The sequence below is a fragment of the Stenotrophomonas tumulicola genome (assembly GCF_014117215.1).
Taxonomy (GTDB): domain Bacteria; phylum Pseudomonadota; class Gammaproteobacteria; order Xanthomonadales; family Xanthomonadaceae; genus Stenotrophomonas; species Stenotrophomonas tumulicola.
Window position 1 is genome coordinate 259,992 of sequence record NZ_JACGXS010000001.1, and the last position, 16,308, is coordinate 276,299.

The 16,308-nt window shown below is 66.5% G+C and carries 17 protein-coding genes; 12 read left to right on the top strand and 5 right to left on the bottom strand.

Annotation, left to right across the window (positions count from 1 at the left end):
* Positions 1–32: 32 nt before the first annotated feature.
* Entirely contained in the window at positions 33–1,409 is a 1,377-nt protein-coding gene (gene cysS, locus H4O11_RS01125; RefSeq protein ID WP_182338374.1) for a cysteine--tRNA ligase, read from the bottom strand.
* A gap of 174 nt (positions 1,410–1,583) precedes the next feature.
* On the opposite strand from cysS, the gene H4O11_RS01130 reads away from it, so the two are divergent.
* From H4O11_RS01130 to H4O11_RS01180, 11 genes are all read left to right on the top strand, one after another.
* On the top strand, positions 1,584–2,141 hold the full coding sequence (locus tag H4O11_RS01130; RefSeq protein WP_182337607.1) for a hypothetical protein: 558 nt from the start codon (positions 1,584–1,586) through the stop codon (positions 2,139–2,141).
* A 320-nt stretch (positions 2,142–2,461) separates the two neighbouring features.
* Positions 2,462–3,472, top strand: a complete 1,011-nt coding sequence (locus tag H4O11_RS01135) for an N-acetylornithine carbamoyltransferase (protein ID WP_182337608.1) — start codon at positions 2,462–2,464, stop codon at positions 3,470–3,472.
* 60 nt (positions 3,473–3,532) lie between these two features.
* Positions 3,533–4,729: an argininosuccinate synthase gene (locus tag H4O11_RS01140; RefSeq protein WP_182337609.1), complete on the top strand. Its 1,197-nt coding sequence runs from the start codon at positions 3,533–3,535 to the stop codon at positions 4,727–4,729.
* Between the two features lie 139 nt (positions 4,730–4,868).
* The gene (locus H4O11_RS01145; RefSeq protein ID WP_182337610.1) at positions 4,869–5,957 is read left to right on the top strand and encodes an acetylornithine deacetylase; all 1,089 of its coding nucleotides are present in this window, start codon (positions 4,869–4,871) and stop codon (positions 5,955–5,957) included.
* A 72-nt stretch (positions 5,958–6,029) separates the two neighbouring features.
* Entirely contained in the window at positions 6,030–7,358 is a 1,329-nt protein-coding gene (locus H4O11_RS01150) for an acetylglutamate kinase (RefSeq protein WP_182337611.1), read from the top strand.
* Positions 7,359–7,360: 2 nt separating this feature from the next.
* Positions 7,361–7,996, top strand: coding sequence for a GNAT family N-acetyltransferase (locus tag H4O11_RS01155; RefSeq protein WP_182337612.1), 636 nt, complete (start codon positions 7,361–7,363; stop codon positions 7,994–7,996).
* Positions 7,993–8,946 (top strand): N-acetyl-gamma-glutamyl-phosphate reductase, encoded by a 954-nt coding sequence (gene argC, locus H4O11_RS01160; protein WP_182337613.1) that lies wholly within the window; start codon positions 7,993–7,995, stop codon positions 8,944–8,946. Before H4O11_RS01155 ends, argC begins: the two co-directional genes overlap by 4 nt.
* 43 nt (positions 8,947–8,989) lie before the next feature.
* Entirely contained in the window at positions 8,990–10,285 is a 1,296-nt protein-coding gene (gene argH, locus H4O11_RS01165; RefSeq protein ID WP_182337614.1) for an argininosuccinate lyase, read from the top strand.
* Positions 10,285–10,548 carry a YciI family protein gene (locus tag H4O11_RS01170; RefSeq protein ID WP_182337615.1) on the top strand — a complete coding sequence of 88 codons (264 nt, stop codon included), beginning with the start codon at positions 10,285–10,287 and terminating at the stop codon, positions 10,546–10,548. The genes argH and H4O11_RS01170 overlap by 1 nt, the downstream gene beginning before the upstream one ends.
* A 160-nt stretch (positions 10,549–10,708) precedes the next feature.
* The gene (gene proB / locus H4O11_RS01175; protein WP_182337616.1) at positions 10,709–11,857 is read left to right on the top strand and encodes a glutamate 5-kinase; all 1,149 of its coding nucleotides are present in this window, start codon (positions 10,709–10,711) and stop codon (positions 11,855–11,857) included.
* Between the two features lie 17 nt (positions 11,858–11,874).
* Positions 11,875–13,122, top strand: a complete 1,248-nt coding sequence (locus tag H4O11_RS01180) for a glutamate-5-semialdehyde dehydrogenase (protein WP_182337617.1) — start codon at positions 11,875–11,877, stop codon at positions 13,120–13,122.
* 35 nt (positions 13,123–13,157) lie between these two features.
* Here the strand turns inward: H4O11_RS01180 and H4O11_RS01185 are convergent, their stop codons facing one another.
* From H4O11_RS01185 to H4O11_RS01200, 4 genes are all read right to left on the bottom strand, one after another.
* Positions 13,158–13,508 carry a DUF3301 domain-containing protein gene (locus H4O11_RS01185; RefSeq protein WP_182337618.1) on the bottom strand — a complete coding sequence of 117 codons (351 nt, stop codon included), beginning with the start codon at positions 13,506–13,508 and terminating at the stop codon, positions 13,158–13,160.
* 61 nt (positions 13,509–13,569) lie between these two features.
* Positions 13,570–14,484, bottom strand: coding sequence for a DUF2272 domain-containing protein (locus H4O11_RS01190; RefSeq protein ID WP_182337619.1), 915 nt, complete (start codon positions 14,482–14,484; stop codon positions 13,570–13,572).
* A gap of 115 nt (positions 14,485–14,599) precedes the next feature.
* Positions 14,600–15,478 carry a carboxylating nicotinate-nucleotide diphosphorylase gene (gene nadC / locus H4O11_RS01195; RefSeq protein ID WP_182337620.1) on the bottom strand — a complete coding sequence of 293 codons (879 nt, stop codon included), beginning with the start codon at positions 15,476–15,478 and terminating at the stop codon, positions 14,600–14,602.
* Entirely contained in the window at positions 15,475–15,744 is a 270-nt protein-coding gene (locus tag H4O11_RS01200; RefSeq protein ID WP_182337621.1) for a Trm112 family protein, read from the bottom strand. Before H4O11_RS01200 ends, nadC begins: the two co-directional genes overlap by 4 nt.
* Positions 15,745–15,802: 58 nt before the next feature.
* On the opposite strand from H4O11_RS01200, the gene purE reads away from it, so the two are divergent.
* Entirely contained in the window at positions 15,803–16,306 is a 504-nt protein-coding gene (purE, locus tag H4O11_RS01205) for a 5-(carboxyamino)imidazole ribonucleotide mutase (protein WP_182337622.1), read from the top strand.
* Positions 16,307–16,308 lie beyond the last annotated feature (2 nt).

The following is a 16,308-nucleotide window of genomic DNA, read 5'->3' on the forward strand; positions in this document are numbered from 1 at the left end:
GCTGGCCCCGTGGCGGGCCGGCCAGGGAACGACTAGGCGCGCTTGCGCACCCAGCGCACGCCCTGTGCGGTGTCTTCCAGCACGATGCCTTCGGCGGCCAACTGGTCGCGGATGGCGTCGGAGCGGGCAAAATCACGCGCCTTCTTGGCGGCAGAGCGTGCTTCGATCAGCGCCTGGATGCGCGCATCGTCGTCGTGGTCACCGGCGGTATTGCCGAACCAGGCCGCGGGATCCTGCTGCAGCAGGCCCAACGCCAGGCCGGCACCGAGCAGCTCGCTCTTCAATCGTGCCTGCTCCGCCGGGCCGGTCGCCTTGCGCGCCTCGCCGGCGATGCGGGCCAGCTCGGCCAGCGCCAGCGGCGTATTGAGGTCATCGTCGAGCGCTGCTTCCACGGGTGCCGGGATGCTTGCCGTTGCTGCCACGTCGGCCAGCTCACGCAACGTGCCATACAGCCGGTCCAGGGTGCGTCCGGCCTGTTCGATCACCGCATCGGACCAGTCCAATGGCTGCCGGTAGTGTGCCGACAACAGGGCCAGGCGCAGCGCTTCGGGCGGATGCTGGCGTACCAGGTCGTGCACGCGTTCGATGTTGCCCAGCGACTTGCTCATCTTGGCGCCGCCGAAATTCAGCATGCCATTGTGCAGCCAGTAGCGGGCGAACACCGCCCCGCCATGCGCGCACTCGCTCTGCGCGATTTCGTTCTCGTGGTGCGGAAACTGCAGGTCTACGCCGCCGGCATGGATGTCGATGGTCGGGCCCAGATGGGCGGCCGCCATCGCCGAGCATTCGATATGCCAGCCAGGGCGGCCGCGGCCCCAGGGGGAGTCCCAGCCAGGCAGGTCATCGCTGGAGGGCTTCCACAGCACGAAGTCGCCCGGGTCGCGCTTGTACGGGGCGACGTCGACACGGGCGCCGGCCAGCATTTCCTCCGGATCGCGACGCGACAGCTTGCCGTAGCCCTCGAAGCTGCCTACCGCGAACAGCACGTGGCCTTCGGCGGCGTAGGCATGGCCGCTGCTGGCCAACTGTTCGATCATGGCGATGATCTGCGGCATGTGGGCGGTCACCTCCGGCTCGATGTCCGGTGGCATCACGCCCAACGCAGCCATGTCTTCCCGGTAGGCGGCGGCGAAACGGTCGGTGATGGCGCTGATCGGCACGCCCTGCTCGCGTGCGGCGGTGTTGATCTTGTCGTCCACGTCGGTGATGTTGCGCGCATAGCGCAGGTTGCCGAAGCGACGCCGCAGCAGGTCGGCCAGTACCCCGAATACCACCGGGCCACGCGCGTTGCCGATGTGCACGTAGTTGTAGACCGTGGGGCCGCACACATACAGGGTCGGACAGGCCGGGTCGAGCGGGATGAACGTTTCGAGCTGGCGTGTCAGGTTGTTGTGCAGGCGCAGGGTCATGGCGAGGGGGCTGGGGGACAAGCCATGGATTCTAGCGCGTGGGCAGGTGGGGAGTCGCGGCGGGAAGACCCTGGAGGTGGGGCAGGCTGGCCCCACGCGCGGCGGAAGGGTAAGGTTCAGCCCTTTGGCGTCTGCGCTGCCTACACTATTGCCGTGCCTCTGATCCCGTTGCCGATGAGAACCGTCCTTCCGCCCGTGCTGGCCTGCCTGCTGGCCGGGCCTGCCATGGCCCAGTCCGACGACGGCGAGCCGCGCAACCGGGTGGTCATCGTCGAAAACCTCAAGTTCGACTATGCCCAGGTGCTCAACGTGGAGCCCGTGTTCCAGACCCTGCGTGCCACGCGCACCGAGGAGCAGTGCGTGCCGGTGGCGACCCGTACGCTGGCGCCGGTGAACGTCACCGGTGACGAGCCGGAGGAGGAGAGGGGCCGTTTTGGCCGGTTCTGGGATTCGGTCCGGTCGATGTTCAAGCCGGGCGAGCAGGAGGGCGACGGAATGCCGGTGGCACCTGCCGAAGCCCCGGCCAGCAACGCACCCATGCTGACCCGTGATTGCCGCATCGTGCCGGTTGGACGCGAGTTCCGCCGCCCGATCGCCTACGACGTCGACTATGTCTACAAGGGCACCAAGTACCGTTCGCGGCTGCCGGAAGACCCCGGCAACCGATTGAAGATCCGCGTGTCGGTCACCCCCTGGGTGGGCGCGGAGCAGGGCGGCTCGGCAAATCCCTGAAGGGGCCGGATCCATGGAAGGGGCTGGACCCTCTTGCACTGCACAATTGCCCGTGCCACCATGGGCGGAAATGAACGCTACCGACTTCCAGCACGACACCAGCGCCGCCCGCCAAGCCACCGGCATGACGTCGCGTGCCCGCCGACCGGAACCCCACATTTTCGCTGGGTGACCGGAGCTTCGTGCTGTCTGTTCGGAAAAAACCCAGCCTCCCGGCTGGGTTTTTTCGTTTCCGTTTCCAGGAAAGTTGTTCCTGAAAGTTTTCCCTCCACCGAGCACCCGGCGCTTCGCGTGCCCCGTGCCCAACGCAAGGATCGATGATGTCCCTCAAGCACTTCCTGAACACCCAGGACTGGAGCCGCAGCGAGCTCGACGCGCTGCTGACCCAGGCCGCGTTGTTCAAGCGCAACAAGCTCGGCGACCAGCTCAAGGGAAAGTCGATCGCGCTGGTGTTCTTCAACCCCTCCATGCGCACCCGCACCAGCTTTGAGCTGGGTGCGTTCCAGCTTGGCGCGCATGCGGTGGTGCTGCAGCCGGGCAAGGATGCCTGGCCGATCGAGTTCAACCTGGGCACGGTCATGGACGGGGACACCGAAGAGCACATCGCCGAAGTGGCCAAGGTACTGGGCCGGTACTGCGACATGATCGCCGTTCGCGCCTTCCCGAAGTTCGTCGACTGGTCCATCGACCGCGAAGACACCGTGCTGAAGAGCTTTGCCAGGTACTCGCCGGTGCCGGTCATCAACATGGAAACCATCACCCACCCGTGCCAGGAACTGGCCCACGTGATGGCGCTGCAGGAGCACTTCGGCACCCAGGACCTGCGTGGCAAGAAGTACGTGTTGACCTGGACCTACCACCCCAAGCCGCTGAATACCGCCGTGGCCAACTCCGCGCTGACCATCGCCACGCGCATGGGCATGGACGTCACCCTGCTTTGCCCGACCGAGCAGTACATCCTGGACGAGCGTTACATGGGGTGGGCCGAGCAGAACGTCGCGCAGAACGGTGGTTCGCTGCAGGTCAGCCACGACATCGACAGCGCCTACGCCGGTGCCGACGTGGTGTATGCCAAGAGTTGGGGTGCGCTGCCGTTCTTCGGCAACTGGGAGCCGGAGAAGCCGATCCGTGACCAGTACAAGCACTTCATCGTCGACGAAGCGAAGATGGCGCTGACCAACAATGGCGTCTTCAGCCACTGCCTGCCGCTGCGTCGCAACGTCAAGGCCACCGATGCGGTGATGGATTCGCCGCAGTGCATCGCCATCAACGAGGCCGAGAACCGCCTGCACGTGCAGAAGGCGATCATGGCCGCGCTGGCCGGGCGCTGATTTTCCCGATTCGAACATTTCCGCCGGGCATGGCCCGGCGCTACCCAGGATTTTACCTCCATGAGCAACAAAGACGTCGTCCTCGCCTTCTCCGGCGGCCTCGATACCAGCTTCTGCGTGCCATACCTGCAGGAGCGCGGCTACAACGTACATACCGTGTTTGCCGACACCGGCGGCGTGGATGACGAAGAGCGCGACTTCATCGAAAAGCGTGCCGCCGAGCTGGGCGTGGCCAGCCATTCCACCGTCGATGGTGGCCCGGCGATCTGGGAAGGCTTCGTCAAGCCGTTCGTATGGGCAGGCGAAGGCTACCAGGGGCAATATCCGCTGCTGGTTTCCGACCGTTACCTGATCGTCGACGCCGCGCTGAAGCGTGCCGCCGAGCTGGGCACCAACATCATTGCCCACGGCTGCACCGGCATGGGCAACGACCAGGTCCGCTTCGACCTGGCGGTCAAGGCGCTGGGCGACTACCAGATCATCGCGCCGATCCGCGAGATCCAGAAGGAACACACCCAGACCCGCGCCTACGAGCAGAAATACCTGGAGGAGCGTGGCTTTGGCGTGCGCGCCAAGCAGCAGGCCTACACCATCAACGAGAACCTGCTGGGCCTGACCATGTCCGGTGGCGAGATCGACCGTTGGGAAGCACCGGGCGAGGGCGCCCGTGGCTGGTGTGCACCGCGTAGCGAATGGCCGGCCGAAGCACTGACGGTCACCCTCAAGTTCGTCGATGGCGAAGCCGTCGAACTGGACGGCAAGGTGCTGCCGGGCGAGCAGATCCTGGCCACCCTCAACAAGCTGTTCGCACCGTACGGCGTGGGCCGTGGCGTGTACACCGGCGACACCGTGATCGGCCTGAAGGGCCGCATCGTATTCGAAGCGCCCGGGCTGGTGTCGCTGCTGGCCGCCCACCGCGCGCTGGAAGACGCGGTGCTGACCAAGCAGCAGAACCGTTTCAAGCCGGACGTGGCACGCAAGTGGGTGGAGCTGGTGTACGAAGGCTTCTACCACGACCCGCTGAAGACCGATATCGAAGCCTTCCTGAAGTCGTCCCAGGCCAAGGTCAATGGCGAAGTGGTGCTGGAGACCCGTGGCGGCCGCGTCGATGCGGTGGCGGTACGTTCGCCGCACCTGCTCAACGCCAAGGGCGCGACCTATGCACAGTCGGCCGATTGGGGCGTGGAGGAGGCCGAAGGATTCATCAAGCTGTTCGGCATGAGCTCTACGCTCTACGCCCAGGTCAACCGCGGTTGACTTCGGCGTAGAGCCCGCGCATTCCTCCTCAACCCTGCGCCTTCGGCGCGCCCCCTTCAACAGGAAGGGGGCTCTCCTCCAGACGCGATACGGTAGCGCCGGGCCATGCCCGGCGGAATTCCACAGGAACCGTTGATTCATGCTTGAACAGACGCTCGATCACCTGCAGGCCCTGGTGTCGTTCGACACCCGCAATCCGCCGCGTGCAATCGGCACCGGGGGCATCTTCGATTACCTGCGGGAAAACCTGCCCGGCTTCCAGGTCGAGGTGATCGACCATGGTGACGGTGCGGTCAGCCTGTACGCGGTGCGGGGCACGCCGCGCTATCTGTTCAACGTGCATCTGGATACGGTGCCGGATTCGCCGCACTGGAGTGCCGACCCGCATGTGATGCGCCGTCTCGACGACCGCGTGGTCGGCCTTGGCGTGTGCGACATCAAGGGCGCAGCCGCTGCATTGGTGGCTGCCGCCAATGCCAGCGATGGCGATGCGGCGTTCCTGTTCTCCAGCGATGAAGAAGCCAACGACCCACGCTGCATCGCCGCCTTCCTGGCGCGCGGCATTCCGTACGAAGCCGTGCTGGTGGCCGAGCCGACCATGAGCGAAGCGGTGCTGGCCCATCGTGGCATCAGCTCGGTGCTGATGCAGTTCACTGGCCGCGCCGGGCATGCCTCCGGCAAGCAGGATGCCGCGGCCAGCGCGCTGCACCAGGCCATGCGCTGGGGAAACCGCGCGCTGGACCACGTCGATTCATTGTCCTCGGCGCGCTTTGGCGGGCTGACCGGGCTGCGTTTCAACATCGGGCGCGTGGAAGGAGGCATCAAGGCCAACATGATTGCTCCGGCAGCCGAAGTCCGCTTCGGTTTCCGTCCATTGCCGTCGATGGACATCGATGCCCTGCTGGCCATCTTCGCCGGATTTGCCGAGCCGGAAGCGGCACTTTTCACCGAAACGTTCCGCGGCCCAAGCTTGCCGGCCGGGGATATCGCCGATGCCGAGAACCGGCGCCTGGCCGCGCGCGATGTCGCCGATGCCCTGGACCTGCCGATCGGCAATGCGGTGGACTTCTGGACCGAAGCCTCGCTGTTCTCGGCTGGCGGCTACACCACGATGGTGTTCGGCCCGGGCGACATCGCCCAGGCCCACACCGCCGATGAGTTCGTGACGCTGGAGCAGCTGCAGCGTTACACCGACGCCGTGCATCGCATCATCAGTACCGGCGCCTGAGTTATTCCAACGCCGCCGTGCCCCGCACGGCGGAACTGCAACGCGGCACCCGCCGCCTGTGACGAAGCCGAAATGTCCCCAGCCCTCCAGCCTCATCGCCAGACCCGCCAGACCATCGTGCGCCTGCTTTCCAGCATGGCCAGCGCGAAGGAGATCAGCCAGTACCTCAAGCGTTTTTCGCAGCTGGATGCCAAGCGCTTCGCCGTGGTGAAGGTCGGTGGCGCGGTGCTGCGCGACGACCTGGAAGCGTTGACGTCTTCGTTGTCGTTCCTGCAGGAAGTGGGCCTGACCCCGATCGTGCTGCACGGTGCCGGCCCGCAGCTGGATACCGAGCTGGCCGCTGCCGGGATTGAAAAGCAGACCGTCGATGGCTTGCGGGTGACCTCACCGGATGCGCTGGCGATCGTGCGCCAGGTGTTCCAGCAGGCCAACCTGCGCCTGGTCGAAGCGCTGCAGCAGAACGGGGCACGGGCTACCTCCATTACCGGCGGGGTATTCGAGGCGGAGTACCTCGATCCGGATACCTATGGCCTGGTTGGCGAGGTAAAGAAGGTCAACCTGGCGCCGATCGAGGCCAGCCTGCGTGCCGGATCGATCCCGGTCATCACCAGCCTGGGGGAGACCCGCAGCGGCCAGATCCTCAACGTCAACGCGGATTTCGCCGCCAACGAACTGGTGCAGGAGCTGCAGCCGTACAAGATCATCTTCCTGACCGGTACCGGTGGATTGCTGGACGAGGAGGGCAAGGTGATCGACTCGATCAACCTGTCCACCGAGTACGACCACCTGATGACCCAGCCGTGGATCCATGGCGGGATGAAGGTGAAGATCGAGCAGATCAAGGACCTGTTGGACCGGTTGCCGCTGGAGTCGTCGGTGTCGATCACCCGGCCGGCCGACCTGGCCAAGGAACTGTTCACCCACAAGGGCTCCGGCACGCTGGTGCGCAAGGGTGAAAAAGTGCTGCGTGCCACCACATGGGGCGAACTGGACCTGCCGCGGCTGCGCGGGCTGATCGAATCCAGCTTTGGCCGCACCCTGGTCCCGGAATACTTCGAGCAGACCGCGCTGCTGCGCGCCTATGTCAGCGAGAACTACCGTACCGCGGTGATCCTTACCCAGGAAGCGGAAGGGGTGTACCTGGACAAGTTCGCCGTGCTGGACGACGCACAGGGCGAAGGCCTGGGCCGGGCGGTGTGGAACGTGATGCTTGAAGAGACGCCGCAGTTGTTCTGGCGCTCGCGCCACGGCAACCCGATCAACCACTTCTATTACGCTGAGTCCGACGGTTGCTACAAGCAGGGCAACTGGAAGGTATTCTGGTTCGGTGCCGATGGCTTCGAACGGATCAGGGCCTATGTCGAGCATTGCGCCCAGCGCACACCGAGCCTGCAGGGATGAACATGACCGATCCTGGCCCGGGCACGTACCAGCCGCTGGCCGGCGCCGGTGCGTGGACGCATGTGCCGACCCTGCGGGGGCGCCATGTAACGCTGGAACCGCTGCAGGACACACATGTGCCGGGCCTGGAACTGGCCGTGGACGGCAGCGGGCTGGACCAGCTCTGGTTCACCCAGGTGCCATCGCCGGCGGGCGTCGAGGCCTATGTCGATGCGGCGCTGCAGGCACAGGCCGACGGCAAGGTGCTGCCGTTCGTGATCCGTGACGCGGCCGGCGACATCGTCGGCAGCACCCGTTATTACGGGTTGGATCCGGACGTGCCGACGCTCAGCATCGGCTATACCTGGCATGCACCGCGGGTACAGCGTACCGGCCTGAACACCGAAGCCAAGCTGCTGTTGCTGCAACATGCATTCGAGACACTGGGCTGCCTGAGCGTGGTGTTCGAGACCAGCTGGTTCAACCATGCCTCGCGCACCGCCATTGCCCGCCTGGGTGCCAAGCAGGATGGCGTGCTGCGCAACCACAAGCGGCATGCCGACGGTACGCCGCGCGACACGGTCATCTTTTCCATCATCGATGCGGAATGGGCAGGGGTGAAGCGCCACCTGCAGTTCCGCCTGGACTGCCACGCATGAACGATAGAACCTTCACCCTCGGCATCGTCGGTGCCCGCGGCCATACCGGTGCCGAGCTGATCAAGCTGGTCGCCGCGCATCCCCGGCTGCAGCTGGCCTTCGTGTCCTCGCGCGAGCGTGCCGGCCAACGGCTGGGCGATCATCATCCCGAAGTGCAGGGCGAACTGCGCTACGAAAACCTGGATGCCGATGCAGTGGCTGCCAAGGGCGTGGACGCGGTCATCCTGGCGCTGCCCAACGGCCTGGCTGCTCCGTTCGTCGCGGCGATCGACGCGGCAAGGCCGGAGACCGTCATCGTCGACCTGTCGGCCGACTACCGTTTCGAAGGAAGCTGGTATTACGGGCTGCCGGAGTTGACCCGCAGCGGTTACAACGGCGAGCGGCACATCAGCAACCCGGGGTGCTATGCCACGGCAATGCAGTTGGCCATCCATCCGCTGCTGGACCTGCTGGCAGGTCCGCCGCAGTGCTTCGGCGTGTCCGGCTACTCCGGTGCCGGTACCAGCCCGTCGGACAAGAACAATCCGGAGCTGCTGGCCGACAACCTGATGCCGTACGCACTCACCAACCACGTGCATGAGCGCGAGGTCTCCGCACACCTGCGCGTGCCGGTGGAGTTCATGCCGCACGTGGCACCGCATTTCCGCGGCATCACCATGACCGTGAACCTGTGGCTCAACCAGGTGCAGGCGCGCGAGCAGATCGTCGCCTGCTTCAACGAGGCCTACGCGGGTGAGCCGCTGGTCGAGGTGGTCGACGAGGCACCGTGGGTCAGTCGCATCGCCGGCCGCCACGGTGTGCAGATCGGCGGCTTCACCATGGCCCCGGGTGGCAAGCGGGTGGTCGTGGTCGCCACGCTGGACAACCTGCTCAAGGGCGCTGCCACCCAGGCCATGCAGAACCTCAACCTCGCGCTGGGCATCGACGAGCTCGCTTCGATCCCGCACTGACACCTATTGAAACGTGCGGCCATGGCCGCCGATGGAGCAGAACATGGCAGACCTTCTGTGGCAGAAGCCGGGCGTCGCGGTCGACGCAAAGATCCAGGCTTTCCTTGCTGGCGATGACGTGATCCTCGACCGCGAATTCTTCCTGCATGACATCGCTGCCAGCGGCGCACACGCCGAAGGCCTGCAGCATATCGGCATCCTGTCCAGCGACGAACTGGCTGGCCTGCAGCGTGAACTCGACGTGCTGGCCAATGATTTCCGCGATGGCCGCTTCGTGCTGGATGAACAATACGAAGATGGCCATTCGGCCATCGAGGCGCGGCTGACCGAACGGCTCGGCGATGCCGGCCGCAAGATCCATACCGGGCGCAGCCGCAATGACCAGGTGCTGGTCGCCACCCGGTTGTGGCTGAAGGAAAAGCTGCAGCGCGTGGCACAGCTCAGTGCCGAGATCGCCAAGGTGGCACTGGATCGTGCCGAGGCCGAGAAGGACCTGCCGATCCCCGGCTACACGCATATCCAGCGCGCCGTGGTGTCGTCGGCTGGCATGTGGTGGGCAGGCTGGGCCGAGGCCTTCATCGACAATGCGATCCGTGCCCGCGATACCCACACGCTGGTCGATGCCAATCCGCTGGGCACCGCCGCCGGCTATGGCGTCAACCTGCCACTGGACCGCGAACACACCACCGCCGCGCTGGGCTTCGCGCGCATGCAGGTCTCCCCGATCTACGCGCAGCTGTCGCGTGGCAAGTTCGAGCTGGCCGCGCTGGAAGCGCTGGGCGGGGCAACGCTGGACCTGCGTCGTATCGCCTGGGACCTGTCACTGTTCACCAGCGGCGAGTTCGGCTTCGTTGCGTTGCCGGCGCAGTACACCACCGGCAGCTCGATCATGCCGAACAAGCGCAACCCGGACGTGATCGAGCTGATGCGCGCCACGCATGCCAGCGTGGCTGCCGCGCGTACCGAGATCGAGCAGCTGTTGTCGCTGCCATCGGGCTACCACCGCGACCTGCAGGCGTCCAAGGGCGCGATCTTCCATGGCTTCGGTCGTGGCCTGGCCGCACTGGAATTGTTGCCGGCGCTGCTGGCCAACCTGGAATGGCGCAACGACAAGCTGCTGGCTGCCATCGACTCGGGCATGTATGCCACCGATGTCGCCGTGGAGGCAGCGGTGGCGGGAGTGCCTTTCCGCGAGGCCTACAAGGCCGCTGCGGCAGGCGCCGACAGTGCAGGGCAGGGGCGTACGCCGGAAGGCAGCCTGGCCGCACGCGTGTCGCCCGGTGCGGCCGCCGACCTGCGCCTGGATGTGTTGCGCGCGCGCTGGCAGGCGCTCGCCTGATGGCTGGCACCCTGTACCTGGTGCTGGCGATGCGGCGGCCGGACTTCAACGCCGCGGCCGTGCAGCCGCACATCGCGTTCCTGGACGAACTGCGCGCCGCCGGCCAACTGCACCTGACCGGTGGTTTCAGCGACGGCAGTGGCGGTGCCTACGTGCTGTGCAATGTGGGCAGCCTGGAAGAGGCCAACGCCATCGTTGCCCGCGATCCACTGGTGACCCTGCAGTCTTCGGACCTGGTCGTGCACGAATGGACGACACGATGAATCGCGCACGCGACGCCGTTGTAGAGCGGGTCCATGACCCGCTGGCCGGTGTCGTGATGGCGGGCGTCAGGGCAGCGGGTCATGTACCCGCTCTACCGGAGATCGTGGTGTACTGGCAGGAAGCAGCGGGTCATGGACCCGCTCTACCGGGCGTTGGAGCATGGGCGCAATGACTGCATCGCCGTTTCCCGAACAAATGCTGCCGCCCTGGCGGCGTGCCGTGCTGAAGGTAGGCAGCAGCCTGCTGGCTGCCGACGGTGGCGGCTTGTCGCCACGGCATGCGTTGGGCCTGGCCCAGTTCGTTTCCGCCAATGTGCTGGCCGGTCGCGAGGTGGTGATCGTCTCTTCAGGGGCGGTGGCTGCCGGCCGTGCGATCCTGCCGCGGATGGATGACAGTGGCGCGGCGATGGCCGCGCGGCAGGCCCTGGCTGCCCTCGGCCAGGCACAACTGATTGGCCTGTGGCAACGCTTCTTCGAGCGTCCCGTGGCACAGGTGCTGCTGACCCATGACGACCTGCGCAACCGCCGCCGTTACCTCAACGCGCGCGCCACGCTCAATGAGTTGCTGCGGCTGGGCACCTTGCCGGTGGTCAATGAGAACGACACGGTGTCGGTGGATGAACTCAAGCTTGGCGACAACGACAACCTGGCCGCGACGGTGGCCGCACTGGTGGATGCGGATGTGCTGTTCATCGCCACCGACATCGATGGCCTGTACAGCGCCGACCCGCGCCGTGACCCGGCGGCGCAGCCGATCATGCAGGTGCGCGAGCTGACGGCCGAGGTGCTGGCGATGGCCGGTGGAAGTGGCAGCAGCGCGGGCACCGGCGGCATGCGTACCAAGCTGGAAGCGGCCTCGAAGGCGGCGCGGCTTGGCATTGAAACCATCCTGTTCAATGGCCGCGATGGCGACGTGGTGCGGGCGCTGGCACAGGGGCGCCTGCACGGCACCCGACTGCAGGCGGCACAGAGTCGCGAGGCCGCGCGCAAGTACTGGCTGCGGCATGCGCCGGTAGAGCCCGGGGTGATCTGGGTCGACGAGGGGGCGGTGCAGGCGATGCGCGGCAAGGGCGCTTCGCTGCTGCCGGGCGGCATCACCGGCGCCGATGGCGACTTCCGTCGCGGTGACATGGTGGAAGTCCGTTGCCGGCTGGCCAGCGGCGAGGCGAGTGTCGCCCGCGGCGTTACCCAGTACGCAGCCAGCGACGTGCGCCGTATCGTCGGCCGCCATTCGCGCGACATCGAGAGCGTGCTCGGTTACAACTACGGCGGCAATGTCGTGCATCGCGACGACCTGGTCCTTCTATGAGCTGCGAGACAATGCCCATGAGCGATATCGAACGACAGGCGCGCGACTGCCGGGCTGCGGCGACCGTGATCGCCGGACTGGACGGCGCGCAACGCACGGCTCTGCTGCAGGCGATGGCCACCGCGCTGGAGACAAATGCGGGAACGATCCTGGCTGCGAACGCGCGCGACGTGGCTGCCGCGCGCGAAAAGGGCACCAGCAGTGCGCTGCTGGACCGCCTGGCGCTGGACCCGGCGCGCCTGTTCGCGATGGCCGAAGCACTTCGCGAGGTTGCAGGGCTGCCCGACCCGGTCGGCCAGGTGACCCGCGACGATGTGCGCCCGAACGGCATCCGCGTGCAGAAGGTACGCGTACCGCTGGGCGTGATTGCGATGATCTACGAGGCACGCCCGAACGTCACCGCCGAGGCCGCCGCGCTATGCCTGAAAGCGGGCAACGGGGTGATCCTGCGTGGTGGTTCGGAAGCCATCCATTCCAATACCGCCATTGCCGCCGCCATGGGCAGCGCGCTGCGTGCCCATGGCGTGCCCGAAGCGGCGGTTACCGTACTGACCGACCTGCGCCGCGAGGCAATGCTTGAGCTGCTGCAACTGCATGAGCTGATCGACCTGGCCATCCCACGCGGTGGCGAGGGCCTGATCCGGTTCGTCGCCGAACATGCGCGGGTGCCGGTGATCAAGCACTACAAGGGCGTCTGCCACCTGTTCGTGGATGCCAGCGCGGATATCGACCGGGCCATCGGCCTGCTGGTGGATGGCAAGTGCAGCCGCCCGTCGGCATGCAATTCGCTGGAGACGCTGCTGGTCCATGCCGATATCGCCGATGCTTTCCTGCCACGGGCTGGCGAGGCGCTTGCCGAACGCGGCGTGCAGCTGCGTGCCGACGCGCTGTCACGGCCGCTGTTGCCGGGAAGTGCGGCGGCCACCGATGACGACTATGCCGCCGAGTTCCTCGACCTGCTCCTGGCGGTAAAGGTGGTGGACGGCCTGGAGGAAGCCATCGCCCACATCCGGCGCTATACCTCCGACCACACCGAGGTCATCGCGACCAGCGATACGGCCAACGCCGAACGTTTCGTGCATGCGTTGCAGTCGGCCGTCGTCATGGTCAACGCGTCATCGCGCTTTTCCGATGGTGGCCAGCTTGGCCTTGGCAGCGAAATCGGCATCTCCACCACGCGCCTGCATGCTTACGGCCCCATGGGCCTGGAGGCACTGACGGTGGAACGCTTCGTCGTCCGTGGCGAAGGGCAGGTCCGCACGTAGTTGCCGGCCGCTGGCCGGCGCGATACGGGACCGCCTCAGGCGTCCTCGGCGTCGTCGGTATCCGGGCGGATGGCACTGATGCGTGCCGCGCCGGGGCCGCTGAACGACACCAGCTCATCGCCGCGCAACACCATCCTGCCGACATGGCGATCGATGCCGTCGTAGGAGTATTCGAACTTGAAGGTGCGCTCGAAGCAGAGCCTGCCATCATTGCCGCGTGCCACGCGCAGCCCGATGGCATGCACCGCCTGGTCCAGCCACTGCACATCGGCCGCCCGGCAGGCGTTGCGGCCCAGCACCACGGCACGTTCGGCCGCCGCACGCGAGGAATTCCAGAACGCGTAGCCGAGCGCGCCGGCAATCATCAGCAGGATCAAGGTAGGCATGGCGGCACGCGGCGAGAAGAGGTAACCACAAGATGGCGGCCTTGGCGTCCCAGTTCAAGCGCTATCGCGCAGGCAGCAGTGGCGCCGCCAGTGGCGCGGTGGCGGTCAGCTTCAGCAGCGCCGCCCAGTCCTGGCGGTTGAAGCTGCATTCTTCCTCGCGCCCCGGCGTGCAGGTCGCGGCGATGCCATCGGTTTCCGTGGCGCGCGCCGCAGGCAGTTCGATACGTCCACTGCGGTCCAGCGTCAGCATGCGCATGGCCACGGTATTGAGCACGTTGCCGCCGATCAGGTACAGGGTCCTGTCGCCGCCCATGTTGGCCGATACCACCACTTCGCAATGCGATTTCCAGTGGCCCACCGAGCCATTGCCCAGCGCCTGCACCAGTCCGGCGTAGCTCAGCGTCTGCCGGCGATCGCGCAGGAAGCACAGCAGGTCTCCCGCGCTTGGCTTCTCGGCGGCAGGGTCGGCAAGCCGGTAGGGCGTACTGCCGTTGTAGGCCTGGCGGATGTAGTCGATGTGGCGCGGCGAGGTGTTGAAACCCGGCACGCCGGCACGCACCATCACCCACGACACGAATGCGGCCGACCACGGATTGTCGATGAGGAACGCGCGGCAGTCGCTGTCGGTGTAGCGCGAGCCCAATGGCGCGATGCAGCTGTTGGCACCGGGCTGTCCCCCCATGGCATTCAAGGTGCCGCTGTCACGCCAGTAGCCGGCCACCCGTTGCCAGGCGATCAGACCGTTGTCGGCCAGGTGTTCGTTCTCCGCCTCGGTCACCCCCAGGCTGGCGGCACGGCCTTCGCGGTCGATGAAAGGGCGGAACCAGAGGCGGTGTTCGTTGCACGCTGCCTGGCGGATGGACAGCGCCAGCGGGCTCAGCCCGTAAGGCGGCGGCACGTCGCAGGCTTCGGCGGCGGCCGCAGTGGAGGAGACGGCAGAGAATGGCAACAGGCAGGCAAGCAGCAACCGGCGCATGCGGTAGTCCGCGTCTGGGGGATGGCCCAGCCTCGCAGCGCCATCGTGAACGCGGAGTGGACCCCGGCTGTCCACCGCCGGGCATGGCCCGGCGCTACCGGATCGTGTGGGTCGATCAACCCGGCGGCGGGCCCAGCTTCAATGACAGGTCGACAGCCTGCACATGCTTGGTCAGCCCGCCGATGGAAATGCAGTCCACGCCGTCCTGTGCGATGGCGCGAAGACCGTCCAGGCCAACGCTGCCGGATACTTCCAACGGGATTCGTCCGGCCGTGATGCGCACTGCTTCCCGTCGCAGCTCGGCCGGGAAATCATCCAGCAGGATGCGTTCGCAACCGGCCTGCAATGCCTGCTGCAGTTGCTCCAGGTCTTCCACTTCCACCACCAGCGGCAACTGCGGCCACATCGTACGTGCAGCGGCCACGGCGGCTGCCAACGAGCCCGCCGCACGGATGTGGTTCTCCTTCAGCATCACCGTGTCGTACAGGCCGAAGCGGTGGTTGTCGCCGCCGCCGCAGCGTACCGCGTACTTCTGCGCCAGCCGCAGGCCAGGCAGCGTCTTGCGGGTGTCGAGGATGCGCGTGCCGGTTCCGGCCACGGCAGCCACGTACCGGGCGGTGATCGTCGCGGTGCCGGACAGGGTCTGCAGGAAATTGAGCGAGGTGCGTTCGGCACTGACCAGCGCGCGGCTGTGCCCCTGCAGCAGGGCCAGCACCGTGCCTGCGTCGACCTGCTGTCCTTCGGCCACGCGCCAGTCGATGCGCACCGCCGGGTCCAGTGCGCGATGGGTGGCATCGAACCACGGCCTTCCGGCGATGATCGCGTCCTGCTTGCACAGCAGGTAGGCGATATCGGCCTGGTCGGGCAGCAGGGCGGCGGTCACGTCTCCGTCGCCCAGGTCTTCGGCCAGTGCGCGGGCGACGTCCGCAGCCACCAGCGCCGGATCCGGCGCGGCCGGCGTCGCGGACGAGGGCAGGCTCGCCGACCGGGTCATGCTGTCGGGAAGTCGGCGATCTGGTCGGTGGCGATGGCCTCTTCGGCCAGCAGCACCGGGATGCCGTCATCCAGGCGGAACAGCTGCTTGCGGTCGCGGGTGACCAGCGCCTGGCGCAAAGGCTGGGCAAGCGGATTGCCATCGGCCTTGCTCACGTTTCCGGCACTGATGGCGCGGTTGAGGGCTTCAAGCCCCTTGGCATCCAGCAGGGAAAGGGGCTGGCGGGTGTCCGGTGATACCAGCAGGTCAAGCAGCTTGCGGTCCATGGTTCTTCGTCTTGCGTGGAAGACGGCTAGAATACGTCTTTAAGGCAGGTGACGGCCAATGACCCTCAACCAATCCGCGCCGCTCGTCGGCATCGTCATGGGTTCCCGTTCCGACTGGGAAACCATGCAGCACGCCGCCCAGAAGCTTGAAGCCCTGGGTGTCCCGTTCGAAGTGAAGGTGGTTTCGGCCCACCGCACGCCGGACGTGTTGTTCGATTACGCCGACCAGGCCGGCCCGCGCGGACTGCGCGCGATCATTGCCGGCGCCGGTGGGGCTGCCCACCTGCCGGGCATGCTGGCGGCCAAGACCGCCGTGCCGGTGCTGGGCGTACCGGTGCAGTCCAAGGCCCTCAATGGCATGGATTCGCTGCTGTCCATCGTGCAGATGCCGGCTGGCATCCCGGTTGCTACCTTCGCCATCGGCAATGCCGGCGCCTCCAACGCCGCGCTGTTCGCCGCCGCGATGCTGGCCAGCGACCAGCCGGATATCGGCCAGGCGCTGGATGCGTTCCGCGCGCGCCAGACCGAAGATGTGATGGCCCACGACGATCCGCGTCAATGAGC

Bases quoted from the DNA above. Each gene is read 5' to 3' on its own strand.
- H4O11_RS01200 (WP_182337621.1), bottom strand. From the start codon at position 15,744: ATGGACCGCAAGCTGCTTGACCTGCTGGTATCACCGGACACCCGCCAG.
- H4O11_RS01170 (WP_182337615.1), top strand. From the start codon at position 10,285: ATGGCTGGCACCCTGTACCTGGTGCTGGCGATGCGGCGGCCGGACTTC.
- argH (WP_182337614.1), top strand. From the start codon at position 8,990: ATGGCAGACCTTCTGTGGCAGAAGCCGGGCGTCGCGGTCGACGCAAAG.
- purE (WP_182337622.1), top strand. From the start codon at position 15,803: ATGACCCTCAACCAATCCGCGCCGCTCGTCGGCATCGTCATGGGTTCC.
- H4O11_RS01130 (WP_182337607.1), top strand. From the start codon at position 1,584: ATGAGAACCGTCCTTCCGCCCGTGCTGGCCTGCCTGCTGGCCGGGCCT.
- H4O11_RS01135 (WP_182337608.1), top strand. From the start codon at position 2,462: ATGTCCCTCAAGCACTTCCTGAACACCCAGGACTGGAGCCGCAGCGAG.
- H4O11_RS01155 (WP_182337612.1), top strand. From the start codon at position 7,361: ATGACCGATCCTGGCCCGGGCACGTACCAGCCGCTGGCCGGCGCCGGT.
- H4O11_RS01145 (WP_182337610.1), top strand. From the start codon at position 4,869: ATGCTTGAACAGACGCTCGATCACCTGCAGGCCCTGGTGTCGTTCGAC.
- H4O11_RS01185 (WP_182337618.1), bottom strand. From the start codon at position 13,508: ATGCCTACCTTGATCCTGCTGATGATTGCCGGCGCGCTCGGCTACGCG.
- H4O11_RS01190 (WP_182337619.1), bottom strand. From the start codon at position 14,484: ATGCGCCGGTTGCTGCTTGCCTGCCTGTTGCCATTCTCTGCCGTCTCC.
- H4O11_RS01150 (WP_182337611.1), top strand. From the start codon at position 6,030: ATGTCCCCAGCCCTCCAGCCTCATCGCCAGACCCGCCAGACCATCGTG.
- H4O11_RS01140 (WP_182337609.1), top strand. From the start codon at position 3,533: ATGAGCAACAAAGACGTCGTCCTCGCCTTCTCCGGCGGCCTCGATACC.
- argC (WP_182337613.1), top strand. From the start codon at position 7,993: ATGAACGATAGAACCTTCACCCTCGGCATCGTCGGTGCCCGCGGCCAT.
- nadC (WP_182337620.1), bottom strand. From the start codon at position 15,478: ATGACCCGGTCGGCGAGCCTGCCCTCGTCCGCGACGCCGGCCGCGCCG.
- proB (WP_182337616.1), top strand. From the start codon at position 10,709: ATGGGCGCAATGACTGCATCGCCGTTTCCCGAACAAATGCTGCCGCCC.
- H4O11_RS01180 (WP_182337617.1), top strand. From the start codon at position 11,875: ATGAGCGATATCGAACGACAGGCGCGCGACTGCCGGGCTGCGGCGACC.
- cysS (WP_182338374.1), bottom strand. From the start codon at position 1,409: ATGACCCTGCGCCTGCACAACAACCTGACACGCCAGCTCGAAACGTTC.